Origin of the sequence: Rouxiella sp. WC2420 (genome assembly GCF_041200025.1) — a bacterium.
Classification (GTDB): domain Bacteria; phylum Pseudomonadota; class Gammaproteobacteria; order Enterobacterales; family Enterobacteriaceae; genus Rouxiella.
This window is the reverse complement of sequence record NZ_CP165628.1, coordinates 4,988,613-5,014,454: the sequence shown is the minus strand read 5'-3', so window position 1 is coordinate 5,014,454 and position 25,842 is coordinate 4,988,613. Positions and strand designations below refer to the sequence as shown.

Sequence of the window (25,842 nt, the reverse complement as noted above, 5' to 3'; positions counted from 1 at the left end):
ATGATTCGCTTTGAACAGGTCAGTAAAGCTTATCTAGGCGGGCGACAGGCGCTGCAAGGCGTCGATTTTCATATTCAGCAGGGAGAGATGGCGTTTCTGACCGGCCATTCTGGAGCCGGTAAAAGTACACTGTTGAAACTGATTTGCGGTATCGAACGCCCGAGTGCAGGAAATATCCTGTTTGGCGGACATGATATTAGCCGCTTGAAAAGTCGCGAGGTGCCGTTCCTGCGTCGTCAGATCGGCATGATCTTCCAGGATCACCACTTGCTGCTGGATAGAACCGTTTACGACAATGTGGCTATGCCATTGATTATCGCTGGTGCCAGCGGTGAAGATATTCGCCGTCGCGTTTCTGCCGCGCTGGACAAAGTCGGGCTGCTGGACAAGGCGAAAAATTTCCCTATCCAGCTGTCCGGCGGCGAGCAGCAGCGCGTGGGCATCGCTCGTGCCGTGGTGAATAAACCGGCGGTACTGTTGGCCGATGAACCTACAGGTAACCTGGACGAAGCGCTGTCGGAGGGGATTTTGCGGTTGTTTGAAGAATTTAACCGTGTCGGCGTAACTGTGTTGATGGCAACCCATGACATGGGGCTGATTGCCAGCCGACGTTATCGCACGCTGACTTTGAGTCAGGGAAGAATGACCGGAGGCGCGTACTATGGCGAATAGTCCAAAACCGGTCAGGAAGGCCAAGAGCACCCCTGAATCGAAGAGTAAATCATTGCAGGGCGGTTTCCGCGAGCAGTGGCGCTATGCCTGGAGCAACACCATCCGTGACATGTTGCGCCAGCCGCTGGCCACACTGTTAACGATCATGGTGATCGCCATCTCGCTGACTCTGCCGAGCGTTTGCTATCTAGTATGGAAAAACGTTAGTCAGGCAGCCGAGCAGTGGTATCCGACGCCGCAATTGACTGTGTTTATTGATAAATCGCTGGACGATGACGGCGCTCTCAACGTAATCAAACAGCTGAAGGCCGAAGCTGGGGTCGATAAAGTCAATTATCTGTCCCGTGAAGAATCGTTAAGTGAGTTCCGCAACTGGTCAGGTTTTGGCGGCGCGCTGGATATGCTGGAACAGAATCCATTGCCTGCTTTGGCGATTGTTACGCCGAAAATGAATTTTGAGGATTCCAAGACGCTGAGCACTTTGCGTGATCGCATTGCTGCGGTTCAGGGCGTTGAGCAAGTCCGCATGGATGACAGCTGGTTTGCACGTCTTGCTGCGCTAACAGGGCTGGTGGGGCAAATTGCTTCTATGATCGGCGTGCTGATGATAGTCGCCGTGTTCCTGGTCATTGGTAACAGCGTACGCCTGAGCATTTTCAGCCGCCGCGATACCATCAACGTGATGAAGCTAATTGGTGCCACCGACGGCTTCATTCTGCGACCTTTCCTTAACGGCGGAGCAATGTTGGGCTTCTGCGGCGCGGTGCTGTCATTGATCCTTTCCGAAGGGCTGGTGTGGCGTCTGGAAACCGTGGTTACCCAGGTGGCATCGGTGTTCGGCACGACCTTTGTTCTGCACGGCCTTGGCTGGGACGAAAGCCTGCTGCTGCTGCTGATCTCGGCAATGATTGGCTGGATCGCCGCTTACCTGGCAACCGTACAACATTTACGACGATTTACACCACAGTAAGATTTTTTTGTTATACTCTTCCCTTGTAGCTGCGGATTGTGCTGCAAGGGAAGATCCCCATATTAATACTCTGCGTCAAAGGATCCTTATAATCAGGACCTTAACTTGTTCTTCCCCGGTAAGCACAATTTCCCAATCATTTCCCCTTTACCTCGCATAAAGTCATTGGGCCGAGAAGGCGCTAAGAATGAACTTTGAACGAGATTCAGGGTCAAATTAGCAGCAAATGTGAGTGGTTCTTCGTTGAACTGTATCCGTCGGTATTCATTCCACGGCAACGTTGTGTAAAACCTTCTTACGTCACATTAGAGAGGCTTTAATGACCAAAGAAATGCAAACTTTAGCATTAGTCCCCCAAGGTAGCCTGGAAGCCTATGTTCGGGCCGCCAATGCCTATCCTATGCTTACGGCAGAGGAAGAGCGGGCGCTGGCTGAACGGCTGCATTACGAGGGTGATCTGGAAGCGGCCAAGCATCTGATCCTGTCTCACTTACGCTTTGTCGCTCATATCGCTCGTAATTATTCAGGTTACGGTTTGCCACAGGCTGACCTTATCCAGGAAGGCAACATCGGCCTGATGAAAGCGGTTCGCCGTTTTAATCCAGAAGTCGGCGTACGCCTGGTTTCCTTCGCTGTGCATTGGATCAAAGCCGAGATCCACGAATACGTTCTGCGTAACTGGCGTATCGTGAAGGTCGCGACCACCAAAGCTCAGCGTAAGCTGTTCTTTAACCTGCGCAAAAATAAACAGCGTTTAGGTTGGTTCAGCCATGAAGAAGTCGAGCATGTTGCGCGTGAACTTGGCGTAACCAGCAAAGACGTGCTGGAAATGGAATCCCGCATGGCAGCGCAGGACATGACCTTTGATCCAACGCCGGACGAAGAGCCGCGCGATGGTCAGGCTATGGCACCGATGCTGTATCTGCAGGATAAAAGCTCTGACTTTGCTGAAAGCATCGAAGAAGATAACTGGGAAAGTAACGCCGCCGATAAACTGACTTTCGCAATGGAAGGTCTGGACGAGCGTAGCCAGGATATTATTCGTGCCCGCTGGCTCGACGACGACAACAAGTCGACGCTGCAAGAATTGGCCGACAAGTATGGTGTTTCCGCCGAACGTGTCCGTCAGCTTGAAAAGAATGCGATGAAAAAGCTGCGCACAGCGATCGAAGCCTGATGCGATAATACAGACAAATGCAAAGTAAAAAGCGACCTTGAGGTCGCTTTTTTTATACCTACAATTTGCCGAAAAAACAGTCGCCTTGCCGCTTGAGATAAAAATTACTCGCAGAATCAATGCCGTGTTTTATGCCAGCCGTCTGCTATTAATTCAAATCCGCAGGCGCGCATAAAAGCGTCTAAGGCCGGTTTATCAGCCACTGCCTGCATTGAGAAATCCCGCACTTCAGGCAACTGTTGCTGCAAATCTTCCAGCAAATACAACCCGACACCGCGACGGCGGGTGACTTCACGCACGCATAAATCGTTTAATTCAGCCTCCTTGCCGCTAATAAAAACTTTTACTGCACCCAGCAGGCGATCATTAAAACGAGCGGCAAAAATTATCTTCAGATCGCCCTCGCTTTGCCAATCGGAGACCTGTTGATTCGGCCAGATTTTGGCTAAATCAATTTTATCCTGATCAGTTAATGCGTCGAGTCTTTCAATGGTTAATTTCATGATGAGATGCAGATTTTTAGGGAAAAAGGACGGTGACAGTTTACCTGATCACCCCAGATTCGTTACCTGACTTTTTTCAAGGAAATTTGCGTTTGGTAAGCTGCTTACCCAGCGCAGCGAGTGCCGCTTGCCTGCTAGTGTGATAAAGATTGTTGATTCCAAAAAAATCTGTGTTAAATCTATTAAACCGCACGCTAAGTGCTTTGCGGTTTTTTGTTTATCTATAAATTAACTTTGCTCACATTCTTATCAATTTTGCACACGACCGGGAACATTAAATGAACACAGAAGGTTTACTCGCCGCCCGCATGACCAGGCTCAAGAGTTCGGCTATTCGGGAATTGCTCAAGCAAAGCCAAATGGAAGGCGTTATTTCACTGGCGGGAGGTATTCCTTCTTCGGCGCTATTCGATTTTGAAGGTTTGGCGCAAGCTACCCAACTGGCGATTACCGAGCGGCCTGAGCTAGCATTCCAATACGGCCTGACTGAAGGCAGTCACGGACTGCGCGTCGGCATTGCCGAGCTGTGCAAAGGTCGCGGCATTGTTGCCACGCCGGAAGATATCGTAGTGACCGCCGGATCCCAGCAGGCGCTCGATCTGGTGATGCGCGCGGTGGTTAACCCGGATGACGTGTTCGTTGTTGAGCGCCCAACTTATTTGGCCGCGCTGCAAACCTTGGAACTGGCTGAAGCAAATCTGGTATCCGTTGGTTCTGACGGCGACGGCATGAAGGTTGACGAACTGGCCGAAGTGCTGAAAACCCGAAAAATCAAAGGCGTTTACTTAGTACCGACCTTTGGCAATCCAAGTGGCGTGACGCTGAGTTTGGCGCGTCGCGAACAGCTGGTAAAACTGGCCGCCGAGCACCATTTCCTGATCGTTGAAGATGACCCGTATGGCGAGCTTCGTTTCACGGACGAGCGCCTGCCGACCCTTTACGAGCTTTCGCATGCTCAATACGGCCATGCAGATAACATCATCTACACGTCAACTTTCTCCAAAATTCTGGCACCGGGCCTGCGTCTTGGCTGGGTTATCATGCCGCAATGGCTGTTGAATAAAGTGGCGATCATCAAACAGGCCGCCGACCTGCACGCTAGCTCACTGTCGCAAACTGTAGCGGAATATTATTTGGGGCTGGGTCGACTGGATAAGCAGATTGAAACTATCCGTGCTGCCTACAAAAAGAAATGCAGCCTACTGGCCGAGTTACTGGAACGCGAGCTTGGCCACGTTTTGACCTTCGAATATCCTAAAGGCGGTATGTTCCTGTGGGCGCGATTCCGCGAGCCGCGTAACTGTACCGAATGGATGAAGAAAACCCTCGAGCAGGGCGTAGTCTTCGTGCCGGGCGAGTTCTTCTTCTCGGATAATCCGGATTACTCGACTTTCCGTATCTCCTTCGCCACCGCGACAGAAGAGCAGCTGCATGAAGCCGTTGCCCGCCTGAAACGCGCGCTGTAAAACCGAGATAACAGGTTGGCTGTCTCACTGAGGCGGTTAACCTTAGTGCAAACTGATAAATAACTTAAGGCGCATCGCTAACCCGATGCGCTTCTTTTTTGCCATCTTCCCGTCATCTGCGTTTCACTCTGCTGTCACGTTATTGTCATTTAACGGTTATTTTTCTGTCATTTAGCCGTGTCATGTTAGCTCCCGAATAAAAAAGTTTTTTAACTTCCATTACTTCTCTGCAATTACAAATTCAAACACCGGCAGAATTCAGGAGACAGGCATGTTTAACAATTTAAAAAAATCGGCTCTGGGTGCAGCACTGATGCTGGCTTTCAGCGCCAACGCTCTGGCCGTCACGGAAATTCCTTTCTGGCATTCCATGGACGGCGAGTTAGGCAAAGAGGTCAACTCATTGGCCGATCGTTTTAACCAAACGCATCCTGACGTAAAAATTGTTCCTGTTTATAAAGGCAAATACGACCAGAATCTGGCTGCCGGTATTGCTGCTTATCGCACCGGCAACGCTCCGGCGATTTTGCAGGTCTATGAAGTGGGCACCGCGACCATGATGGCCAGTAAAGCGATCAAGCCGGTCTATCAAGTGTTCGCTGACGCGGGCCTGAAAGAAGACGTTTCCCAATTCGTGCCAACGGTTTCCGGATACTATTCAGACTCTCAGGGTCGTCTGCTGTCTCAGCCGTTCAACAGCTCCACGCCGGTGCTGTACTACAACAAAGACGCGTTTAAGAAAGCGGGTCTGAATCCCGATCAGCCGCCAAAAACCTGGCAAGAGCTGGAGCAGGACACCGCCAAGCTGAAAGAGGCCGGCATGAAGTGCGGCTATGCCAGCGGCTGGCAGGGCTGGATCCAGATTGAAAACTTTAGCGCCTGGCACGGTTTGCCAGTGGCGACCAAAAATAACGGTTTCGACGGCACCGACGCAGTTCTGGAATTTAACAAGCCAGAGCAGATCAAACACATTCAGTTTCTGGAAGATATGAACAAGAAAGGTGAGTTCACCTATTTTGGTCGTCAGGATGAGTCTACTGCCAAGTTCTACAACGGCGATTGCGCGATGACTACCGCCTCATCTGGCTCGCTGGCCGATATTCGTCAGTATGCCAAATTCAACTATGGTGTAGGCATGATGCCTTACGACGCTGACGTGAAAGGCGCGCCGCAGAACGCCATTATCGGTGGTGCCAGCCTGTGGGTGATGAAAGGCAAGGATGATGCGACCTATAAAGGCGTGGCCGAGTTCCTGCAATTCCTGACAACTCCGGCAATTGCCGCGGAATGGCATCAAAAAACGGGCTATCTCCCGGTTACCACTGCCGCCTATGAGCTGACCAGACAGCAGGGCTTCTATGACAAGAACCCAGGTTCTGACGTTGCAACTCGCCAGATGATGAACAAACCGCCGCTGCCGTTTACCAAAGGCCTGCGTCTGGGCAACATGCCGCAAATCCGTACCATCGTAGATGAAGAGCTGGAAGGCGTATGGAGCGGCCAGAAGACGGCAAAACAGGCGCTTGATGAGTCAGTACAGCGCGGTAACCTGCTGCTGCGCCGTTTTGAAGCCTCTGTTAAGCAATAACAACGACCGTTGCCAAATCAATAGGGCAGTGCGTAACAATGAATCTCGACAGCCGTTGTTACGCATTGTTCTTTTGAACAGTTTGGTCACGCCATCGTTGATCTTCGTTGCCCTTTTCAGCCCTTAGTTTCTATGAGTAATTCCTATGAGTTCACACCGTCCCGGGTTTGGCTGTAGTTGGTTGCCGTATGTGCTGGTTTTGCCTCAGCTGTTGATTACGGCGATCTTTTTCCTCTGGCCCGCCGGTCAGGCACTGTGGTATTCCGTGCAAACCATGGATCCTTTTGGTATATCGAGCCAGTTTGCTGGATTTACCAACTTTCAGCAGCTGTTCCAGGACCCCTACTATCTCGCTTCTTTCTACACCACGCTGAAATTCAGCTTCATGGTGGCGTTTTTCGGCCTGGGTATTTCGCTGCTGCTCGCTGCGATGGTGGATCACGTAATCCGCGGTAGTCGTATTTATCAGACTTTGCTAATTCTGCCTTATGCCGTAGCGCCCGCCGTGGCTGCTGTTCTCTGGATGTTTCTGTTTAGTCCTGGATTAGGGCTGATCACTCACTTCCTTGGCACGCTCGGCTATAACTGGAACCACGCACAGAACAGCGGACAGGCGATGTTCCTGGTAGTACTGGCATCTATCTGGCAGCAGGTAAGCTATAACTTCTTGTTTTTCCTCGCTGCGCTCCAATCGATTCCACGTTCGCTGGTCGAGGCCGCTGCCATCGACGGCGCTGGCCCAATTCGTCGTTTCTTTAATTTGGTGTTGCCGCTGATTTCTCCAGTCAGTTTCTTCTTGCTGGTGGTCAATCTGGTTTATGCCTTCTTCGATACCTTCCCGGTAATTGATGCGGCCACGCAAGGCGGTCCGGTACAGGCGACAACAACGCTGATTTACAAGGTTTATCGTGAGGGTTTCACCGGGCTCGACCTCTCAAGCTCTGCCGCACAGTCGGTGGTATTAATGGTCATGGTGATCGCCCTGACATTTATTCAGTTCCGCTTCGTTGAGCGTAAGGTGCGTTACCAATGATCGAAAACAGAAGAGGTCTCGATATTTTCTGTCACCTGGTGCTGATTATTGGCGTGCTGCTGGTGTTATTCCCGCTGTACGTGGCCTTTGTTGCCGCGACGCTCGATAACAAACAGATTTTTGAAGTGCCGATGAGTCTGGTTCCGGGCGGGCACTTTTTCGAAAATATACGGACTATTTGGTCACAGGGCGCAGGCGGCAGCAGCCCGGCATTTGGCCCGCTGTTGCTGAACAGCTTTATCATGGCGATGGCAATTACCATCGGCAAGATTTCGATTTCGATGCTGTCGGCCTACGCCATTGTCTATTTCCGTTTTCCGCTGCGTAACCTGTTCTTCTGGCTGATCTTTATGACACTGATGCTGCCGGTTGAGGTGCGTATTTTTCCTACAGTACAAGTGATCGCCAATCTGCACATGCTTAACAGCTACACCGGCCTGACTTTGCCTTTGATGGCTTCCGCCACGGCTACGTTCTTGTTTCGCCAGTTCTTTATGACGCTGCCGGATGAGTTGCTGGAAGCGGCGCGCATCGACGGCGCTGGAGCAATGCGCTTTTTCTGGGACATTGTCCTGCCGCTCTCGAAAACCAATCTGGCGGCGCTGTTTGTCATCACCTTTATTTACGGCTGGAACCAATACCTGTGGCCAATTCTTATCACCAGCGATGCCTCGATGGGCACGGCGGTGGCGGGGATTAAAAGCATGATCTCTTCGGGAGACGGCTCAACACAGTGGAATCAGGTAATGGCTGCGATGATCATGACGTTATTACCACCCTTGGCGGTGGTACTCCTGATGCAGCGCTGGTTTGTGCGCGGCCTGGTAGACAGCGAGAAATGATTAACTTGGTAAACGATTCATTTGGTAAACAATAAACATGGCAAATTTAAAACTCCAGGCAGTGACCAAGTCCTACGACGGACAAAACCAGATAATCAAGACTATCGATTTGGATGTCGCTGACGGCGAATTCATCGTGATGGTTGGCCCTTCCGGCTGCGGTAAGTCAACGCTGTTGCGTATGGTAGCTGGCCTCGAACGCACCACCAGCGGTGATATTTATATCAACGACGTGCGTGTGACCAATCTTGAGCCGAAAGATCGCGGTATTGCGATGGTGTTTCAAAATTACGCACTGTATCCGCACATGAGCGTGTACGACAACATGGCCTATGGCCTGAAAATTCGCGGTTTTGGCAAGGCGCAGATTCAGTCGCGCGTTGAGGAAGCGGCGCGCATACTGGAATTAGGTCCGTTGCTGAAACGCAAGCCGCGTGAGCTTTCCGGCGGCCAGCGTCAACGCGTGGCAATGGGGCGCGCCATCGTGCGAGAACCGGCAGTTTTCCTGTTCGACGAGCCGTTATCAAACCTTGATGCCAAATTGCGCGTGCAGATGCGCCTCGAGCTGCAACAGCTGCATCGCAGATTGCGCACCACCAGCCTGTATGTGACTCATGATCAGGTGGAAGCCATGACCTTGGCCGAACGGGTTATCGTGATGAACAAAGGGATTGCCGAGCAAATCGGTACGCCTTCCGAGGTTTATCAGCGTCCCGCCAGCCTGTTTGTCGCCAGCTTTATCGGCTCTCCGGCGATGAATTTATTGCCGGGTCAACTGACCACCGACGGCACGTCTCTGGTGATGGAGGGCGGCTATGAACTCCCATTGCCAAAGGCGCGACCAGAATGGGGCAGTCGTGAATTGACCTTGGGTGTACGACCTGAACATATTCAGCTAACCAATGATCCGCACAGTGGCATTCCAATGGAGCTAAAAAACCTTGAGCTGCTGGGCGCGGATAACCTGGCGCACGGGGTTTGGGCTGGAAGTGGGGTGGTGGTCAGACTCTCTCACGAAAATTGTCCGGCTAGCGGCACGTATTTACGTTTGGTTTTACCCGCTCACGCGCTACACTTTTTTGATTCGAAAAGCGGATTACGGATGGAGTGAAAATGACAGTTTGGCCTTATCCACGCATTGTGGCTCATCGCGGCGGCGGTTCGCTAGCGCCTGAGAATACCCTGGCAGCAATTGATACCGGGGCTCGCCTCGGTCACAGCATGATTGAGTTTGACGCCAAGCTGGCACAGGACGGCGAGATTTTCCTGTTGCACGACGACACCCTGAATCGAACCAGCAATGGCTGGGGCGTAGCGGGTGAGCTGAGCTGGGACAAGCTGGTGCAGCTCGATGCTGGCAGTTGGTACAGCACCAGCTTTAGCGGAGAAAAACTGCCGTTGCTCTCTGAGGTTGCGTCGCGCTGTGCCGAATACGGCATGATGGCCAACATCGAAATTAAAGGCACCACCGGGCTGGCGTATGAAACAGGTGAAAAAGTGGCGCTGGCGGCGGCTGAATTATGGCGTGGTCAGCCAGTTCCCCCGCTGCTTTCTTCGTTTGATGTGCCGTCTCTTGAAGCTGCACAGGCTGCTGTGCCTGAGTTACCGCGTGGTCTATTGCTGGATAAATGGGATGAAAACTGGCAGGCGCTCACCTCGCGTCTGGGCTGCGTTTCTTTGCATATCAATCATAAAGAGCTGACTGAAGAACGGGTTGAGAGCCTGCATCAGGCAGGTCTGCGCATTCTGGTGTATACCGTAAATAGCCCGGAAATAGCGCGGCTGCTGCTGGACTGGGGCGTGGACTGCATCTGCACCGATCGCATCGATCTTATCGGCCCTGATTTCGCGGTTTAAAGCCTTCATAAACGGTAGCGATTGATTACAGAGGCTTAAATTTACTTGGGTATTAAATGTAGTATCAAATTTAATACCCAGTGAGCGCCTAATAATTACTCATCACCAGTGCAGATACTGTGGTGTTTGTTAAATACTATTGTGTTTGATCAAATACTAAGGCGTTTGATCAAATACTAAGGCGTTTGATTAAGCTTCTGCTGCAAGCGTTGCTGATTATTATCGAGCTGGCTTTGCTGCAAACGCTGCTGATCGTTGAGTGACTGAGATTGCAGCCTTAGTCGCTGCTGCTGTTGGCTGAATTTCAGGTCTTGCTCTTGTTGGCGCTGATGTAATTGCTGATCGCTTTGCATCCGCTGCTGCATCCGTTGTTGCGCCGGATTATTCAGTAGCTGCTGCTGCCTTTCGATGGGCGTTTGGGTGATCGCGGCGAAGCTGGAAGCGGTCATTAGCATCATCCCAAGTCCCGCTAGAATCTGTTGAAAACCTTTCATGGTAAAATCTCCTGCTGGATGTTTCCTACATTAAGTTTACTTCATTAACCTGTTGTTTGGATGATTTTCGGACAAGCTCAGAGTTTGTCAAAAACTAGCGGTTTAACGGGTTTTGGGCGAAGTATTCCACCAGATAGTCGATAAATGCCCGCAGTTTGGGGGTGACGTGCTTACTCACCGGCCATAGCGCCCAATAGCCGTTCTCGGCCGCTGGCTGATCGGCAAACACTGGCAGCAGCAAGCCGTCACGCAAATAGGCTCGAACCTGATATTCCGGCAGACAGGCAATGCCAAGCCCCTTGAGCGTAGCGTCGATTATCACCCGATTGGTATTGCAAACCATGGCGGCGGGAAGCTCGGAAGCGTCAATGGAGCCGGTCCACTGTTCAATGCGCCCGGTGCTCGGATACTTGTGCAACAGGCAGGCGTGTTGCAATAAATCCAACGGCTGCTGAGGCATGCCTCGTTGCGCAATGTAGGCCGGAGCGGCAACAATGGCTCGCTGATACCCACCGAGATAGCGCGATTTCAGCCGTGAATCGACCGGCGTGCCAGTGCGGATCACGGCATCAAAGCCTTCCTCGATAATATCGACCATGCGATCGGTCATATCGATATCAAGCTGAATTTCCGGGTAGCGTTGCATAAACCCGCTGATCAGTGGCAGAACAATGACGTCGACAAATGGCAGGATGATTTTTAACTGCCCCTGCGGCGCGCGATGACTTTCCATCAGCTCAAGCTCGGCGTTTTGCACCTCGTCCAGAATGCGGCGGCAGCGCTCAAGATACTGCGACCCTTCGTGGGTCAAAGTAATGCTACGGGTACTGCGGTAAAACAGCTGTACCGATAAACGCGTCTCAAGCCGGGCGATACTTTTCCCTATCGCCGATGAAGAAACGCCTAACTGTTTCGCTGTTTCTGAAAAGCTGCGCGTTTCTGCCACTTGCACAAATATCTCGATGCCGCTCAGCTTGCTCATTATAGATCCTTCTCATTTAAGACATTTATGTCCGATATGATAAGAATTTTAGCCTATTTTTCTTCTATGTTTTTGTCTTTATCCTGTACCGCAATCTGAAGGGTGTTTTTAGCCGCTTTATAACAGGAAAAAATCATGTCGCAGTCATTACCGGCCGAAAGCCCTATAAACTCCGCAAAACTTGGCGTTCCAGGCTATTCCCCTGCACGACTGCTGAAATCCGCGTGGTTGGTCGTCGCCGTATTTATGCTTTCCAATGCACCAACGCCGCTTTATATCCATTGGAAGCAGCAATTTGGCTTTTCATCCGGTACTTTAACGCTGATTTTTGCCTGCTACATTTTGGCGCTGGTTTTCACGCTGTTGGTTGCCGGCCAGCTGGCGGACAGGTTGGGGCGTAAGAAAGTCATTATTCCCGGCCTGATTGCCTCGGTATTGGCCTGTTTGTGTTTTATCGGCGCGCAGTCGATTTATGCACTGTTGGCAGCACGTTTTCTGACCGGGATTGCAGTAGGCGTTACCGTGACCGCCAGTATGGCTGCGGTTGTCGATGCTGGTGGTGAAAGCCGTAAACGTCAGGCCGCGCTGGTAGCATCGATTGCAATGGTTGGCGGAGCAGGGCTGGGGCCAGTGATGAGCGGGGCGATTGTGCGCTTTTTGCCGCACCCGGTATTCACCGTTTTTACCGTTGAGCTGCTGGTGCAACTGAGCGCAATTATTATTGCTTTTCGCCTGCCGCCGGTGCAGCGAATCGGCGTGTCGGCATCCCGCCCGCTGCGCCTTCCTTCTATCCCGAAGAAGAATATTTTTCATCTGCTGATGGGGTGCCTGTTTTTCGCGCCGGGTCTAACCGCAACTTCGCTGATGCTTTCGCTAGGACCGGTGCTACTGAACCATTATTCGAATGCCGGTAGCCCGGTTATTGCCGGGATCATGGCCTGCGTGATGTTTACGGTCGCGGTGGGAACACAAATTTTGTGTCGTAAACTACCCATCAGCCAGGTGTTTTACATTAGCGGTACGGCGCTGATTGTGGCGATGCTGAGTATTATTGCCACGCTGCACGGCGGGGGCGTAAAAATGATTTTCATCGCCGCACTTGCCTCGGGTGCCGCACAGGGGCTCGGGCAATTGGGCGGACTGACGCTGTTGTCGATGAATATCGCCGCCGATCGTCGCGCCGAAGGCAACGCGCTGCTTAATATCGGCGCCTATATTCCGGCAGGATTACTCCCCGTTGCAACCGGCTATCTGATGGATATTACTGGCATGACCCTGAGCTTCACCCTGCTTGCCTCAACGCTTGTTACCGTGGCGGTTATAGGGCTGACGATAGCCACACGCCAACGTAATCTGGGTTAATCATCAAGCTTCTGGCGGTTCTGAAATCGCCCTTGGAGCAGAAGAAATTCCAGGGCGCGAGGCGTCTCGTACAAACGGCAAATGATTGCAGGCGTGCTGGCGCGCCGATCGGATAAATGCCTCTGTCACTGCCTGTCGCTGCTCTCCATCGCGAACGGCAGCGTACAGGCGGCTCCACAGGCCGTCACCCAAAGTTTTAGTCACTACCAGGCCCTGTTTCTCAAAGCTCTCCACTACCCAGTGCGGCAGCGCGGCAATACCCATGTGTGCCGACACCATCTGGATCAGCAGCAAGGTATTATCAACGCTTTTCAGCGCCGGACTGACTCCTGCCGGCTGCAGGAAATGTCGCCAGATATCGAGACGTTGGCGCTGAACCGGGTAAATCAGCAGAATTTCGCTGCTCAAATCTTCCGGAGTGATCACGTCTTTGCAGGCCAGTGGATGATCCGGTGCCAGCACCAGTCGAACTTCAAAATCAAACATTGGCGAATAGTGCAGGCCGCTGCGAGGAAGAATGTCGGAAGTTAAAACGATATCCAGCTCGCCCTGTTGCAAGGCCGGCTGCGGGTCAAAAGTCACACCTGATTTAAAGTCCATCAACACCTGTGGCCAAGTCTGATGAAAAGCATCCAGCGCGGGTGTCAGCCACTGAATACAGCTGTGGCATTCAATCGCGATGCGAAGCGAAGCCTGATGTGGTTCATGACAGGCCTGCAATGCCTGCTGAATTTGTGGCAATACCTGCTCCGCCAATTGCAGCATGATCTCCCCCTGCGGCGTAAAGCGCAGCGGCTGACTTTTACGCACGAACAGTCTGAAACCGAGACGCTGCTCCAGATCGCTGAATTGGTGCGACAGGGCTGATTGGGTCTGGTGTAACTGTGCCGCTGCGGCGGCAAGAGAGCCGGTATTTCGCAGAGCTTGCAGCGTCCGCAGGTGTTTCAGTTCGATCATGAGAGTCCTTCACTGTCACTGTGAATAATTTGCGCTTGTGGAATATACAGTACCTGCGGATTATGGATGTGTAAACATCTGGATGGCCAAATGGGAATTTAAAGATGACGATACTGAATCACACTCTGGGTTTTCCACGCGTTGGTTTGCGTCGTGAACTGAAAAAAGCTCAAGAAAGCTACTGGGCTGGCAACATCACTCAAGAAGAATTATTGGCGACGGGCCGCGAACTGCGCGCCCGCCATTGGCAACAACAACAGCAGGCTGGCGTGGATTTAGTGCCCGTTGGCGATTTCGCCTGGTACGATCACGTTTTGACTACCAGCCTGTTGCTGGGCAATGTTCCAGAGCGTCACCAAGGCGCTGATGGTTCCGTCGATATCGACACCTTATTTCGCCTGGGTCGTGGCCGAGCACCGACGGGCAAACCTGCCGCCGCTGCCGAAATGACCAAATGGTTCAACACTAACTATCACTACATGGTGCCTGAATTCGTGAAGGGTCAGCAGTTCAAACTGACCTGGACTCAGTTGCTGGAGGAAGTTGACGAAGCGTTGGCGCTAGGCCACAAGATTAAACCTGTGCTGCTCGGCCCGTTGACTTATCTGTGGCTAGGCAAAGTAAAGGGCGAGCAGTTTGACCGCCTGTCACTGATCAACGATATTCTCCCGGTTTATCAGCAAGTTCTGGCTGAGCTGGCAAAGCGTGGCATTGAGTGGGTTCAAATCGACGAGCCTGCACTGGTGCTGGAATTGCCACAGGAATGGCTGGATGCCTACAAACCGGCTTATACCGCGCTGCAAAGTAAAACCAGGCTGCTGCTGACTACCTATTTCGACAGCATCGGCCACAATCTGGAAACTATCCGTCATCTGCCGGTACAAGGTTTGCACATTGACGCCGTGGCGGGCCGCGATGATCTGACGGCGGTGGCCAACGCGCTGCCGAAAGACTGGCTGCTGTCGCTGGGCGTGATTAATGGCCGTAATGTCTGGCGTGCCGACTTAAGCACCTGGTTTGATCGCCTTAAACCTCTGGTTGCCGGTCGCAGTATTTGGCTCGGTAGCTCCTGTTCACTGCTGCACAGCCCAATCGATCTTAGCGTCGAAACGCGTCTGGATACAGAAGTGAAAAGCTGGTTTGCCTTTGCCCTGCAAAAATGTGCCGAGCTGGCGATGCTGGCTGATGCACTGAACAATCCGAGTGCTGAAGCGCAGAGAAAACTGGCTGAATACAGCGCCCCAATTCGTGCTCGTAAAGAATCTACCCGTGTAAACAACGCCGCTGTCGGCAAGCGTCTGGCGGCAATCAATGCCAGAGATATCGAGCGTCCAAGCGCCTATCCAAATCGTGCCAAGTCTCAGCGCACGCGTTTTAATCTGCCCGCCTGGCCGACCACGACGATTGGTTCATTCCCGCAAACCACCGAAATTCGAGGCCTGCGCCTGGACTTCAAACAGGGTCGGCTGGACAGTAAAAATTACCGCACCGGCATCAGCGAGCACATCAAGCAGGCAATCAATGAGCAGGAACGGCTAGGGCTGGACGTGCTGGTACACGGGGAAGCCGAGCGTAACGACATGGTCGAATACTTCGGCGAGCATCTGGACGGTTTTATATTTACTCAAAACGGCTGGGTGCAGAGCTACGGCTCTCGCTGCGTTAAACCGCCGGTAATCATCGGTGACGTGAGCCGTCCTGAAGCCATTACTGTTGAGTGGGCCAAGTACGCGCAGTCTCTGACCGAAAAACCGGTTAAAGGCATGCTGACCGGCCCAGTGACCATTCTGTGCTGGTCATTCCCGCGTGAAGACGTGAGCCGTGAAATCATTGCCAGGCAGATTGCTCTGGCACTGCGTGACGAAGTTGAAGACTTGGAAAAAGCCGGTATCGGCATTATTCAAATCGATGAACCAGCGCTACGCGAAGGCTTGCCTCTGCGTCAGTCCGAATGGCAGGCTTATCTGCGCTGGGCAGTTGACGCCTTCAAACTGAATGCCGCGATTGCTCGTGACGAAACACAGATCCACACTCATATGTGTTACTGCGAGTTCAATGACATCATGGATTCTATCGCCGCGCTGGATGCAGACGTGATCACCATCGAGACTTCTCGTTCAGATATGGACTTGCTGGAGTCGTTCAGGCACTTCGAGTATCCGAATGAAATCGGTCCGGGTGTTTACGATATTCACTCGCCGAATGTGCCCAGCGTGGAGTGGATTGTGGACCTGTTGCGTAAAGCTGCAGACCGCATCCCGGCTGAGCGCCTGTGGGTAAATCCAGACTGTGGCCTGAAAACTCGCGGCTGGACGGAAACACGCGAATCGCTGGAGAACATGGTGAAAGCCGCTCGGCGCCTACGCGCTGAAAACGTCTAAGAGTTAATGTGTGATGTTGTGATGTCATTGGGCGCTTCGGTGCCCTTTTTTACGTCTGATTGCCCGCCATTATTATTTTGTAACTTCTTTGATGCTGCTCTGTAGCCCCCGACACCCTTTGCCTGCCCCCAATCCTTACGCGCTAATTTGGCCGATTTGAGCCGAAATAGCAGATTTTTTACTAGGCTGAAAGGAGTAAGCCCTTTAGACAATAGTTGATTAATGATTCAACGTAAGGAGACAAAGATGAGCCGATTTAAAGATAAAGTGGTCGTCGTCACTGGCGCAGGTTCTGGTATGGGAGCTGCAACCGCGCAACGCTTCTCGGCTGAAGGAGCCATTGTTGTGCTGGTCGGACGCACTGAAGTCAAGTTGGCCAAGGTGGCTAACACGCTGGAAAATACCCACTATTATATCCACGTCGCCGATATCTCAAATCCGCAGGATGTTGAAAAACTTGCCAAAGTAGTGCTGGACAAGTTTGGCCGCGTTGACGTGCTGGTAAACAATGCCGGTGTGGTGGTGCAGGGTAAAGTCAATGAAGCCAGCATTGATGACTGGAAGAAAATTCTCGATATTGATGTCAGTGGTGTGTTCTACGCGACGCGCTTCTTTATCGATGCCTTGAAAAAGAGCAAAGGTAATATTGTTAATGTTTCATCGGTTTCAGGTCTGGGCGGTGACTGGGGCATGAGCTTCTACAATGCTGCCAAAGGAGCCGTGACTAATTTTACCCGCTCTCTGGCAATGGACCACGGTGCAGACGGTGTGCGTGTCAACGCTGTCTGTCCGAGTCTCACGCTGACCGACATGGCCGGTGACATCAAAGACAACAAGGCGTTACTGGCGAAATTCGCTGAACGAATCCCGCTAGGTCGTGGTGCCGAGCCTGAAGAGATTGCCTCGGTGATTGCCTTCCTTGCCAGCGATGACGCCCGCTTTGTTACCGGCGTTAATCTGCCGGTTGATGGAGGTTTAAGTGCCTCGAACGGGCAGCCTAATCAGTCTTAACTATTTATTTTTAACTAATTGTTCATGTTGCATGAGCATTAAAAAAGCCCCGGGGTAAATGCCTCGGGGCTTTTTGATTCCATTAATGGAAAATTCTATTAATGCGCTCGAAAGATTTACTTCACGCCATATTTGGCAAACCACGCCAGCATGCGCTGCCAGCCATCGGCCGCGGCTTCCGCGTTATAGCTTGGGCGATAATCGGCATTAAATGCATGCCCGGCTTCAGGGTAAACCACGATCTCGGCATTGGCATTGGCGGCACGTATCGCCTGACGCATACTTTCAACCGTATCCTGAGCAATACCCGTGTCCTGACCGCCGTACAGCCCTAATACCGGAGCCGTTAAGTCAACCGCTTCATCGACAGGATGAGTTGGCGTGCTCAGCGTTTTATTGCCCACCAACTTGCCGTACCACGCAACGCCAGCCTTGAGTTGCGGGCTATGAGCAGCATAAAGCCAGGTGATACGCCCTCCCCAGCAGAAACCAGTGATCGCCAATTTGCTGGCGTCACCACCGTGCTGAGCGGCCCAGTGCGCGGCATGGTCCAGATCCGCCAGCACCTGTTGGTCAGGAACTTTGCTAACCAGTTTCTCCAGCAGCTCACCGACCTCGGTGTAGTCGGCAGGATCGCCCTGACGGAAATACAGCTCAGGCGCGATCGCCAGGTAGCCTTCTTTAGCCAGTCGGCGGCAGAGATCGCGGATGTGCTCATGTACGCCAAAGATCTCCTGAACCACCAGCACAATCGGCAGTTTGCCAGTGTGTTCGGCCGGTCTTGCCAGATAGGCAGGCAGATTTTCTCCCTGCGATGGGATGGTAGTTTCGCCCGCGTGCAGGCCTTCAGTATCGGTGTGGATAGTGGTAGCGGATACAGGCGTAACGGCAGGGGAGAAACTGTCAGGTGCTTGTTTTAATTGTATTAAATCATCAGTCTTCATTGCAGTCTCCATACAAGGGTAAATACTTTTCTTTTAAAACGATGAATCGGATTTTCGAAATAAAGACTCAGTTTCTAAACTATAAGCCATAAAATGATCACATCAACAACCATAGCCTGTCATCTGCCTGCACCTTATGTAAAAAATGCTTAGGCGCGCGAAATTTGACCGGTTAGGCATAAAGACCGCAGGGATTAATCATTATAGATTGGCTTAATTGCTCAAAATTTTGTGATTTCCATCACATTTAAAATGTAATCGATGGTAATTGTAGTGTCGCTTAGCGATTCGCATCACAAAATTAAGCTGCAATGAGCGATAAAGTAAGGAGATATTATGCTCGTTATAAATGACCGAATTAAAAAGGAGTTCAATTATGTCTCAGTCTGAAGTTTTCCATCTTGGCCTGACCAAAAGCAGCTTGCAGGGCGCCACTCTGGCCATCGTACCAGGGGATCCCGAGCGCGTAGAAAAAATCGCCAGACTGATGGAGAACCCGGTACGCCTGGCTTCACACCGCGAGTTTACCTCTTGGCGCGCAGAGCTTGATGGCAAATCGGTCATTGTCTGTTCTACCGGCATCGGTGGGCCTTCAACTTCAATCGCCGTGGAGGAGTTGGCTCAGCTTGGCATCCGCACTTTCTTGCGCATCGGGACCACTGGCGCAATTCAGCCGCATATTAATGTCGGCGACGTACTGGTAACGACTGCAGCAGTCCGCCTTGATGGTGCGAGCCTGCATTTTGCACCGATGGAATTTCCGGCCGTGGCAGATTTCGCCTGCACGACCGCGCTGGTTGAGGCCTCTAAGGCGGTCGGCGCAAATATTCATATCGGCGTGACGGCTTCCTCTGACACTTTCTACCCTGGCCAGGAGCGTTACGATACCTACTCAGGCCGCGTGGTTCGTCGTTTCAAAGAATCGATGCAAGAGTGGCAGGAGATGGGAGTCATGAACTATGAAATGGAATCCGCGACCCTGCTGACCATGTGTGCGAGCCAAGGTCTGCGTGCTGGTATGGTGGCGGGCGTAATCGTCAATCGTACTCAGCAAGAGATCCCAAACGCCGAAACCATGAAGCAGACAGAAAGTCATGCGGTGAAAATTGTAGTTGAGGCTGCGCGCCGCCTGATTTAATGCTGATAATAACCTGATTTTTTCCTGATAATGCGGCGTAACAGGCGTTAACCGTGTATCTGATAAGGGCTGCCAATGGGTGGCCCATTTTTTTATCTTTTTCGGGCTATCTGGTATGGTCTTAGCACTGACCTTTGAATAATAAGAGACTCTATGACGGCAACTATTTTCCTGCACCCCTCGCTAACGCTTCTGGAAGGCGGCGTTAATTTTCGCGATCTTGGCGGTAATACCGTAGCTGATGGCCGACGCATCAAACGCGGTTGGCTTTACCGTTCAGGCGCGCTGGATAACCTGACCCAGCAGGATCAGCAGTTTCTGAGCAACATTCCGGTCAAATACATTCTCGACTATCGCGATGCCGATGAAGTCGCAGCCAAGCCCGATATTCTATGGGCCGGCTGCGAGTATCATCACGCGCCGGCGAATCCGCTGAGCCACGTGGTAAACGCTAATCTTGAAAGGCTGACGGCAGAAACTATCGCTGAATTTGATCCGCAGGAATTTATGCAGGAGCTTTATCGTCGTCTGCCATTTAATAACGATGCCTATAAAAAGCTGGTGGGTCTGTTACTACAATCCGGAGGCGGTGCGCTGGTGCAGCATTGTGCGGTAGGCAAGGATCGCACCGGCATCGGATCAATGATCGTATTGCTGGCGCTGGGCGCTGACTGGAACACCATCAAAGAAGATTATTTACTGACCGAAACCACGCTGGCAACCTTCCGCGAGAACATGCTTGATAAACTCTCGGTAACCCTGCCACCAGAAGCACTGGAAAAGTTCAGCTATGTGCTTTCAGTCAAGGAACTGTTCATTGATACCGCAATAAACGCTATCACCAATCTCTATGGCAGCACGGATAACTGGTTGGAAAAAGAGTACGGTTTGACTGCCGAAGTGCGTGAAGAACTGCGAAGTCGTTATCTGGAATAAGCCCTCTTTTAGGTTTGGTTGAGATAGCCTGCCTTTAAATATTGGAACAAAGGTTTTTTTAGATTAGTAAACAGAGGCGGTCTTTTTGAGCATCAACGAAGTTATTCAATACGTTACGGATTTTGTACGCCAACATCAGACCTGGGCTGCACCGATCGCGTTTTTCCTCGCTTTTGGCGAGTCGCTGGCTTTCCTCTCTTTATTACTTCCAGCCACGGTGATCCTGCTGGGGGTAGGGGCATTGATTGGTGAAACGGGCATCCCTTTCTGGCCAATATTTGCCGGAGCTGCAGCCGGGGCATTTTTTGGCGACTGGCTGTCATATTGGATCGGTTCCCACTATCGCGACAGCGTGCCGCATATTTGGCCATTCAAAAAACATCCGCAAATGCTGGTACGTGGTCATGCATTTTTTGAACGCTGGGGGATGCCTGGTGCCTTTATTGGTCGCTTCTTTGGCCCATTACGTGCTGTTGTTCCGCTGGTAGCAGGAATTTGCGGAATGCCGCAACGCTACTTCCAGCTGGCAAACTTTACTTCTGCGCTGGTCTGGGGCTTTGGTATTTTGGCTCCGGGGGCGTTTGGCATTAAATGGCTTAGCCAATGGTTTTAATTAAATAGTCAATCCGCAGTAAAAGGTTATTGGGCCCGTTTTCTGGAAGACGTCTCGCAAAGTTTTGGCTGGCGATTTAAAAGCATCTGGACATCCATACAGTATGCATTTACCTTGACCCTCAAGAGACTTACACAGGGGAAAATCGGTGGATATCAGCATCATTTACGCGGTGGGTGCAGGTTTGATCGGCCTTTTACTGGGCTGGCTAATTGCCAGTATGCGCCAGCAGCAGGTGCAGGCAGACAGCGATACCCGCTATAAATTGCTTGAGCAGGCACAGGCACAACTAGCGAACGAGAAAGTTGCGTCGCAAAGTGATCTACTGCAGGCCAGGCAACAGCAACGTGAAAGCGAGCTGGAGCTGCGGACCTTGCACAGCGCTCAGGCGGCCAGTGCCGAAAAACTGCAGCTGCTGGCACATTGGCAAAACGAGTGTGAGCAGCTTAATCAGGAGCTGCGGGCCCAGCGTGAGGTTAACAGCGCGCAAGAGGCCGAGCTGCGTGAAGTTGTGACTCGACTCGATGAAACAAGAATGGCCGCCGAAGAGAAACAGCGACTGTTGATCAACAGTGAGCAGCGTCTGAATAGCCAGTTTGAAAATCTCGCCAACCGTATTTTTGAACAAACAGGCCGTCGTGCCGACGAACAAAACAAGCAAAGTCTCGACAAACTGCTGCTGCCATTGCGTGAGCAGCTCGACGGCTTTCGTCGTCAGGTACAGGACAGCTTCGGTCAGGAAGCTCGCGAGCGACATACTCTGACCCACGAGATCCGCAGTCTTCAACAGTTAAATGCCCAAATGGCCCGTGAGGCGCTAAATCTTACCAAGGCGCTAAAGGGTGACAATAAAACCCAAGGCAACTGGGGCGAAGTGGTGCTGAGCCGGGTGCTCGAGGCTTCTGGCCTGCGCGAAGGGTATGAGTATCAAACACAGGTAAGTGTGCAGACTGAAAATAATAGTCGCATGCAGCCAGACGTAGTCGTGCGATTACCACAAAATAAGGACGTGGTAATTGATGCCAAGATGTCGCTGGTAGCATACGAGCGATACTTCAACAGCGAGGACGATCTCGAACGTGAAGCGGCGCTTAACGAGCACATCACCTCTGTACGGGGACATATTCGGTTGCTGGGGCGCAAGGATTACCAACAGTTACCTGGCTTGCGAAGCCTCGATTATGTGCTGATGTTCATTCCCGTCGAACCCGCTTTTTTAGTCGCTATCGATCGCGAGCCTGAACTTATCAGCGAAGCGTTGAATCATAATATTATGCTGGTTAGCCCGACGACCTTACTCGTTGCTCTGCGTACTATCAGCAATCTGTGGCGCTATGAGCATCAGAGCCAGAACGCCAAACGCATTGCCGATCGCGCGGCACGGCTGTATGACAAACTCAGATTGTTCGTTGATGACATGCAGTCGATGGGGCAAAGTCTTGATAAGGCGCAGGCAAGTTATCGCCTTGCAATGAACAAACTTGCCCAAGGCCGTGGTAATCTTATCGGCCAGGTTGAAGGCTTTAGAGCAATGGGCGTTGAAGTAAAACGGCCTATTAGTCCGGCGCTTGCCGAGCAGGCTAGCGTGGAAGACGACCCAGATTATCAGCCCTCTTTAGATGACACAGAGGCTGAGAGTCAATTACGGGAGAGGGCGCATCTGTCGACCGAAACGGCCGCTTCAGACGATGAAGAGAGTCAGTCCGCTGACGCCGAGGCCGCTTCCTCAAAACATTTTTAATTTTTTTGCTCAGAGAGTGAACAATAATTCCGTACCTTGATCACCGCGTGCGGCGAGAATCGCATCGGTGATGGGGCTTTCCCCGGGGTTCTGGTACACTTTGCACCAGGCGATATACTGAATAAGCAGGCAGAAACATGGAAAAGCAGACGCAGGAAAATGTAGATTCACCAGAAACTACACACTTTGGATTTCGTACCGTAGCCAAAAACAACAAAGCAGAGATGGTAGCTGAAGTCTTTCACTCTGTGGCCGCGAAATATGACCTGATGAATGATCTGATGTCATTCGGTATTCATCGTATCTGGAAGCGTTATGCTATCGACTGTAGCGGCGTGCGCCGTGGGCAGCGCGTTTTAGATCTCGCAGGGGGTACTGGTGATTTGACCGCCAAGTTCTCTCGTCTGGTCGGTGAGCAGGGCGAGGTCGTGCTGGCCGACATTAATGATTCAATGCTGAAAATGGGCCGCGAAAAGCTGCGCAACAACGGCATCGTGGGTAATGTCAGCTACGTTCAGGCCAACGCCGAAGCACTGCCTTTCCCGGATAACTATTTTGACTGCATCACCATTTCTTTCGGCTTGCGTAACGTGACCGAAAAAGAAAAAGCGCTGCGCTCGATGTTCCGCGTGCTCAAGCCAGGCGGCCGACTGCTGGTGCTGGAATTCTCCAAGCCGCTGATCGCTCCGTTGAGCAAAGCCTACGACACTTATTCATTCCACATTTTGCCAAGAATTGGCGAGTTGGTGGCGCAGGATGCCGAAAGTTATCGCTATCTGGCAGAATCTATTCGTATGCATCCAGATCAGGAAACCCTCAAGGGTATGATGTCTGATGCAGGCTTTGAGAACGTGACTTATAACAACCTCACTGGTGGCATCGTTGCGCTGCATCGGGGTTTCAAGTTCTGATATGGAAATGCCGATGTTGTTGACTCCGTTATTGACCGCTGCCATTGAAACTGCCCTTAATCAGTTGCTGTTTAAGGATCGCAGTATGAAAGCCGCAAGGCTTCGTCTGGCTGGCAAAGTCTTGCGTATCGAGTTACAGGAACTGAGTTCACCGCTGACGCTAATCTTCAGTGAGCAAAAAATTGATGTAGTGGGGCAGTGGGACGGCAGTGCAGATTGCACGGTCATTACTCGTCTCTCTACGCTGCGAAAACTACGTGACCGCCAACAGCTTGCTCCGCTTATTCGCAGCGGCGAGCTGAATGTCGAAGGTGACATTCAGGTTGTGCAACAATTCTCTGCATTGATGGATATGTCCGAGTGGGAGCCTGCCGAGTTGCTGGCACCTTACATCGGCGATATCGCCGCGCAGGGTATCAGCCAGGCCGTCGCGGGTGGTTTTCGTTTCCTGACCGCAGGCGTGAAAAAACATCAGGGCCAGATTGCACAGGCTCTTACCGAAGAGTGGAAACTTGCGCCGGGCGCGCTTGAGGCCGCCTGGTTTAATGATGAAGTTTCTGCCGTCGAGCGTCAGGCCAACGCGCTGGAAGCGCGCTTGAACAAACTACTGGGAGGGAATTAATGACTCCAGGTGAAATGCGTCGCCTGTATCTGATTATTCGGGTATTTCTAACTTATGGCCTCGATGAACTGATCCCCAAGATTAAACTGACGCTGCCTTTGAGACTCGGGCGCTATCTGTTCTTCTGGATCCCGTTCCGCCATAAAGACCAACAGCTTGGCACGCGTCTGCGTCTGGCCCTGGAGGAACTCGGGCCGGTATGGATCAAGTTTGGTCAGATGCTGTCAACCCGCCGCGACCTCTTTCCCCCACATGTTGCCGATCAACTTGCTTTGTTGCAGGATCACGTAGCGCCTTTCGATGGCGCGCTGGCACGCAAGCATATCGAGCTCGCGCTGGGCGGACCGATTGAAACCTGGTTTGATGATTTCGATCAAAATGCGCTGGCATCCGCTTCTATAGCTCAGGTACATACTGCCGTCCTGAAAGAGAATGGCAAGAAGGTCGTACTCAAGGTTATTCGCCCTGACATCATGCCAATCATTAAGGCCGATACTCGTCTGATGGCACGTCTGGCCGGATGGGTTTCTAAATTGCTGCCTGATGGTCGTCGTCTGCGCCCGCGTGAGGTGGTCAGAGAATACGAAAAAACGCTGCTGGACGAGCTGAATCTGCTGCGCGAAGCGGCTAACTCTATCCAACTGCGCAGAAATTTCGAGAATGATCCGGTGCTGTATGTTCCCGAAGTCTATTCTGATTACTGCCGCGAGCGTTTGCTGGTCATGGAGCGTATTTACGGTATCCCGATTTCAGACGTGGCTGCGCTTGAAAAGCAGGGTACCAATATGAAGATATTGGCCGAGCGCGGTGTTCAGGTGTTTTTCACTCAGGTATTCCGCGACAGCTTTTTCCATGCGGATATGCATCCAGGCAATATTTTTGTTAGCTATGAAACACCTGAAGATCCTTGCTACATAGCCATAGATTGCGGCATAGTTGGATCATTAAACAAAGCTGATAAACGTTATCTAGCCGAGAACTTTATTGCATTCTTCAACCGCGATTATCGTAAAGTTGCAGAGCTGCATGTTGATTCTGGTTGGGTTCCACGTGATACCAACGTCGAAGAGTTCGAGTTCGCTATCCGTACCGTGTGTGAGCCGATTTTCGAAAAGCCGCTGGCAGAAATTTCCTTCGGTAATGTGTTATTAAATCTGTTTAATACCGCCAGACGTTTCAACATGCAGGTTCAACCACAGCTGGTTTTGCTGCAAAAAACCCTGCTCTATGTTGAAGGTCTTGGCAGGCAGCTTTATCCACAGCTAGATCTCTGGACCACGGCCAAGCCGTTCCTGGAAAGCTGGATAAAAGATCAAATTGGTTTACCGGCCATGGTGCGTGCCTTTAAAGATCGGGCGCCATTCTGGATTGAGAAACTCCCTGAGCTTCCTGAACTGGTATACGACAGCTTAAAACAGCAGCAGCTCATGCAGCACAATATTGAAAAGCTTACGCAGCGTATTGAAACGCAATCGGTGCGTGAAGTTCAATCCCAATATCTTTTAGGTATTGGCGCAGTGTTGTTGATTAGCGGTGCAGTTTTAATGGTGGGTAAAGTTGAAGTTTATCCTGCCTGGCTTATTGCTGCCGGAGTGGTCTCCTGGATTTTCGGATGGAAACGAACCAGTAAGACCGAGTAAGC

The 25,842-nt window shown here is 51.7% G+C and carries 24 protein-coding genes; 19 read left to right on the top strand and 5 right to left on the bottom strand.

Features of this window, described 5'->3' with window-relative positions:
- The 3 genes from ftsE to rpoH all read left to right on the top strand — a co-directional run bounded on the left by ftsE (position 1) and on the right by rpoH (position 2,819).
- Complete coding sequence (gene ftsE, locus AB3G37_RS23090; RefSeq protein ID WP_369789194.1) at positions 1-672, top strand: cell division ATP-binding protein FtsE; 672 nt, start codon at positions 1-3, stop codon at positions 670-672.
- A complete protein-coding gene (gene ftsX, locus AB3G37_RS23085; protein ID WP_009638772.1) occupies positions 662-1,642 on the top strand; it encodes a permease-like cell division protein FtsX in 981 nt (326 codons plus the stop codon). The genes ftsE and ftsX overlap by 11 nt, the downstream gene beginning before the upstream one ends.
- Positions 1,643-1,961: 319 nt before the next feature.
- Entirely contained in the window at positions 1,962-2,819 is an 858-nt protein-coding gene (gene rpoH / locus AB3G37_RS23080; RefSeq protein WP_009638773.1) for an RNA polymerase sigma factor RpoH, read from the top strand.
- 116 nt (positions 2,820-2,935) lie between these two features.
- On the opposite strand, the gene panM is transcribed toward rpoH, so the two are convergent.
- Positions 2,936-3,322 carry an aspartate 1-decarboxylase autocleavage activator PanM gene (gene panM / locus AB3G37_RS23075; RefSeq protein WP_369789193.1) on the bottom strand — a complete coding sequence of 129 codons (387 nt, stop codon included), beginning with the start codon at positions 3,320-3,322 and terminating at the stop codon, positions 2,936-2,938.
- A 278-nt stretch (positions 3,323-3,600) separates the two neighbouring features.
- Between panM and AB3G37_RS23070 the strand changes: the two genes are divergently transcribed.
- From AB3G37_RS23070 to ugpQ, 6 genes are all read left to right on the top strand, one after another.
- Entirely contained in the window at positions 3,601-4,788 is a 1,188-nt protein-coding gene (locus AB3G37_RS23070) for a PLP-dependent aminotransferase family protein (protein WP_369789192.1), read from the top strand.
- A 271-nt stretch (positions 4,789-5,059) separates the two neighbouring features.
- Entirely contained in the window at positions 5,060-6,376 is a 1,317-nt protein-coding gene (ugpB, locus tag AB3G37_RS23065; protein WP_009638776.1) for a sn-glycerol-3-phosphate ABC transporter substrate-binding protein UgpB, read from the top strand.
- Between the two features lie 145 nt (positions 6,377-6,521).
- Positions 6,522-7,409 carry a sn-glycerol-3-phosphate ABC transporter permease UgpA gene (gene ugpA / locus AB3G37_RS23060; protein ID WP_369789191.1) on the top strand — a complete coding sequence of 296 codons (888 nt, stop codon included), beginning with the start codon at positions 6,522-6,524 and terminating at the stop codon, positions 7,407-7,409.
- Positions 7,406-8,251, top strand: a complete 846-nt coding sequence (ugpE, locus tag AB3G37_RS23055) for a sn-glycerol-3-phosphate ABC transporter permease UgpE (protein WP_369789190.1) — start codon at positions 7,406-7,408, stop codon at positions 8,249-8,251. Before ugpA ends, ugpE begins: the two co-directional genes overlap by 4 nt.
- A 37-nt stretch (positions 8,252-8,288) precedes the next feature.
- Entirely contained in the window at positions 8,289-9,362 is a 1,074-nt protein-coding gene (locus AB3G37_RS23050; RefSeq protein ID WP_369789189.1) for a sn-glycerol-3-phosphate import ATP-binding protein UgpC, read from the top strand.
- Positions 9,363-9,364: 2 nt separating this feature from the next.
- A complete protein-coding gene (gene ugpQ, locus AB3G37_RS23045) occupies positions 9,365-10,108 on the top strand; it encodes a glycerophosphodiester phosphodiesterase (protein WP_369789188.1) in 744 nt (247 codons plus the stop codon).
- Positions 10,109-10,284: 176 nt separating this feature from the next.
- Here the strand turns inward: ugpQ and AB3G37_RS23040 are convergent, their stop codons facing one another.
- A complete protein-coding gene (locus tag AB3G37_RS23040) occupies positions 10,285-10,602 on the bottom strand; it encodes a hypothetical protein (protein ID WP_369789187.1) in 318 nt (105 codons plus the stop codon).
- 94 nt (positions 10,603-10,696) lie between these two features.
- Positions 10,697-11,584: a LysR family transcriptional regulator gene (locus AB3G37_RS23035; protein ID WP_369789186.1), complete on the bottom strand. Its 888-nt coding sequence runs from the start codon at positions 11,582-11,584 to the stop codon at positions 10,697-10,699.
- A gap of 135 nt (positions 11,585-11,719) precedes the next feature.
- Between AB3G37_RS23035 and AB3G37_RS23030 the strand changes: the two genes are divergently transcribed.
- The gene (locus tag AB3G37_RS23030) at positions 11,720-12,946 is read left to right on the top strand and encodes an MFS transporter (RefSeq protein ID WP_369789185.1); all 1,227 of its coding nucleotides are present in this window, start codon (positions 11,720-11,722) and stop codon (positions 12,944-12,946) included.
- A gap of 3 nt (positions 12,947-12,949) precedes the next feature.
- Here AB3G37_RS23030 and metR read toward each other — a convergent pair whose 3' ends face one another.
- Entirely contained in the window at positions 12,950-13,903 is a 954-nt protein-coding gene (metR, locus tag AB3G37_RS23025) for an HTH-type transcriptional regulator MetR (RefSeq protein WP_369789184.1), read from the bottom strand.
- 104 nt (positions 13,904-14,007) lie between these two features.
- Here metR and metE point away from each other — a divergent pair, with 104 nt between their 5' ends.
- The gene (metE, locus tag AB3G37_RS23020) at positions 14,008-16,284 is read left to right on the top strand and encodes a 5-methyltetrahydropteroyltriglutamate--homocysteine S-methyltransferase (RefSeq protein WP_369789183.1); all 2,277 of its coding nucleotides are present in this window, start codon (positions 14,008-14,010) and stop codon (positions 16,282-16,284) included.
- 246 nt (positions 16,285-16,530) lie between these two features.
- On the top strand, positions 16,531-17,295 hold the full coding sequence (locus AB3G37_RS23015) for an SDR family NAD(P)-dependent oxidoreductase (protein WP_009638786.1): 765 nt from the start codon (positions 16,531-16,533) through the stop codon (positions 17,293-17,295).
- Positions 17,296-17,411: 116 nt separating this feature from the next.
- On the opposite strand, the gene AB3G37_RS23010 is transcribed toward AB3G37_RS23015, so the two are convergent.
- Positions 17,412-18,239 (bottom strand): dienelactone hydrolase family protein, encoded by an 828-nt coding sequence (locus AB3G37_RS23010; protein WP_009638788.1) that lies wholly within the window; start codon positions 18,237-18,239, stop codon positions 17,412-17,414.
- 376 nt (positions 18,240-18,615) lie between these two features.
- Between AB3G37_RS23010 and udp the strand changes: the two genes are divergently transcribed.
- The 7 genes from udp to ubiB all read left to right on the top strand — a co-directional run bounded on the left by udp (position 18,616) and on the right by ubiB (position 25,840).
- Positions 18,616-19,377, top strand: a complete 762-nt coding sequence (gene udp, locus AB3G37_RS23005) for a uridine phosphorylase (protein WP_009638789.1) — start codon at positions 18,616-18,618, stop codon at positions 19,375-19,377.
- Positions 19,378-19,530: 153 nt separating this feature from the next.
- A complete protein-coding gene (locus tag AB3G37_RS23000) occupies positions 19,531-20,313 on the top strand; it encodes a tyrosine-protein phosphatase (RefSeq protein WP_009638790.1) in 783 nt (260 codons plus the stop codon).
- Positions 20,314-20,398: 85 nt separating this feature from the next.
- Entirely contained in the window at positions 20,399-20,926 is a 528-nt protein-coding gene (locus AB3G37_RS22995; protein ID WP_369789182.1) for a DedA family protein, read from the top strand.
- A 148-nt stretch (positions 20,927-21,074) separates the two neighbouring features.
- Positions 21,075-22,667 carry a DNA recombination protein RmuC gene (gene rmuC / locus AB3G37_RS22990; protein ID WP_369789181.1) on the top strand — a complete coding sequence of 531 codons (1,593 nt, stop codon included), beginning with the start codon at positions 21,075-21,077 and terminating at the stop codon, positions 22,665-22,667.
- A gap of 137 nt (positions 22,668-22,804) precedes the next feature.
- Positions 22,805-23,578 (top strand): bifunctional demethylmenaquinone methyltransferase/2-methoxy-6-polyprenyl-1,4-benzoquinol methylase UbiE, encoded by a 774-nt coding sequence (gene ubiE, locus AB3G37_RS22985; protein ID WP_009638793.1) that lies wholly within the window; start codon positions 22,805-22,807, stop codon positions 23,576-23,578.
- Between the two features lie 13 nt (positions 23,579-23,591).
- Entirely contained in the window at positions 23,592-24,200 is a 609-nt protein-coding gene (locus tag AB3G37_RS22980; RefSeq protein WP_369789180.1) for an SCP2 domain-containing protein, read from the top strand.
- The gene (gene ubiB / locus AB3G37_RS22975; protein ID WP_009638795.1) at positions 24,200-25,840 is read left to right on the top strand and encodes a ubiquinone biosynthesis regulatory protein kinase UbiB; all 1,641 of its coding nucleotides are present in this window, start codon (positions 24,200-24,202) and stop codon (positions 25,838-25,840) included. Before AB3G37_RS22980 ends, ubiB begins: the two co-directional genes overlap by 1 nt.
- Positions 25,841-25,842: the final 2 nt, after the last annotated feature.

What these genes read in the sequence shown, in the direction of transcription:
- ftsE (WP_369789194.1), top strand. Translation starts at nt 1, where the DNA reads ATGATTCGCTTTGAACAGGTCAGTAAAGCTTATCTAGGCGGGCGACAG.
- ftsX (WP_009638772.1), top strand. Translation starts at nt 662, where the DNA reads ATGGCGAATAGTCCAAAACCGGTCAGGAAGGCCAAGAGCACCCCTGAA.
- rpoH (WP_009638773.1), top strand. Translation starts at nt 1,962, where the DNA reads ATGACCAAAGAAATGCAAACTTTAGCATTAGTCCCCCAAGGTAGCCTG.
- panM (WP_369789193.1), bottom strand. Translation starts at nt 3,322, where the DNA reads ATGAAATTAACCATTGAAAGACTCGACGCATTAACTGATCAGGATAAA.
- AB3G37_RS23070 (WP_369789192.1), top strand. Translation starts at nt 3,601, where the DNA reads ATGAACACAGAAGGTTTACTCGCCGCCCGCATGACCAGGCTCAAGAGT.
- ugpB (WP_009638776.1), top strand. Translation starts at nt 5,060, where the DNA reads ATGTTTAACAATTTAAAAAAATCGGCTCTGGGTGCAGCACTGATGCTG.
- ugpA (WP_369789191.1), top strand. Translation starts at nt 6,522, where the DNA reads ATGAGTTCACACCGTCCCGGGTTTGGCTGTAGTTGGTTGCCGTATGTG.
- ugpE (WP_369789190.1), top strand. Translation starts at nt 7,406, where the DNA reads ATGATCGAAAACAGAAGAGGTCTCGATATTTTCTGTCACCTGGTGCTG.
- AB3G37_RS23050 (WP_369789189.1), top strand. Translation starts at nt 8,289, where the DNA reads ATGGCAAATTTAAAACTCCAGGCAGTGACCAAGTCCTACGACGGACAA.
- ugpQ (WP_369789188.1), top strand. Translation starts at nt 9,365, where the DNA reads ATGACAGTTTGGCCTTATCCACGCATTGTGGCTCATCGCGGCGGCGGT.
- AB3G37_RS23040 (WP_369789187.1), bottom strand. Translation starts at nt 10,602, where the DNA reads ATGAAAGGTTTTCAACAGATTCTAGCGGGACTTGGGATGATGCTAATG.
- AB3G37_RS23035 (WP_369789186.1), bottom strand. Translation starts at nt 11,584, where the DNA reads ATGAGCAAGCTGAGCGGCATCGAGATATTTGTGCAAGTGGCAGAAACG.
- AB3G37_RS23030 (WP_369789185.1), top strand. Translation starts at nt 11,720, where the DNA reads ATGTCGCAGTCATTACCGGCCGAAAGCCCTATAAACTCCGCAAAACTT.
- metR (WP_369789184.1), bottom strand. Translation starts at nt 13,903, where the DNA reads ATGATCGAACTGAAACACCTGCGGACGCTGCAAGCTCTGCGAAATACC.
- metE (WP_369789183.1), top strand. Translation starts at nt 14,008, where the DNA reads ATGACGATACTGAATCACACTCTGGGTTTTCCACGCGTTGGTTTGCGT.
- AB3G37_RS23015 (WP_009638786.1), top strand. Translation starts at nt 16,531, where the DNA reads ATGAGCCGATTTAAAGATAAAGTGGTCGTCGTCACTGGCGCAGGTTCT.
- AB3G37_RS23010 (WP_009638788.1), bottom strand. Translation starts at nt 18,239, where the DNA reads ATGAAGACTGATGATTTAATACAATTAAAACAAGCACCTGACAGTTTC.
- udp (WP_009638789.1), top strand. Translation starts at nt 18,616, where the DNA reads ATGTCTCAGTCTGAAGTTTTCCATCTTGGCCTGACCAAAAGCAGCTTG.
- AB3G37_RS23000 (WP_009638790.1), top strand. Translation starts at nt 19,531, where the DNA reads ATGACGGCAACTATTTTCCTGCACCCCTCGCTAACGCTTCTGGAAGGC.
- ubiE (WP_009638793.1), top strand. Translation starts at nt 22,805, where the DNA reads ATGGAAAAGCAGACGCAGGAAAATGTAGATTCACCAGAAACTACACAC.
- AB3G37_RS22980 (WP_369789180.1), top strand. Translation starts at nt 23,592, where the DNA reads ATGTTGTTGACTCCGTTATTGACCGCTGCCATTGAAACTGCCCTTAAT.
- ubiB (WP_009638795.1), top strand. Translation starts at nt 24,200, where the DNA reads ATGACTCCAGGTGAAATGCGTCGCCTGTATCTGATTATTCGGGTATTT.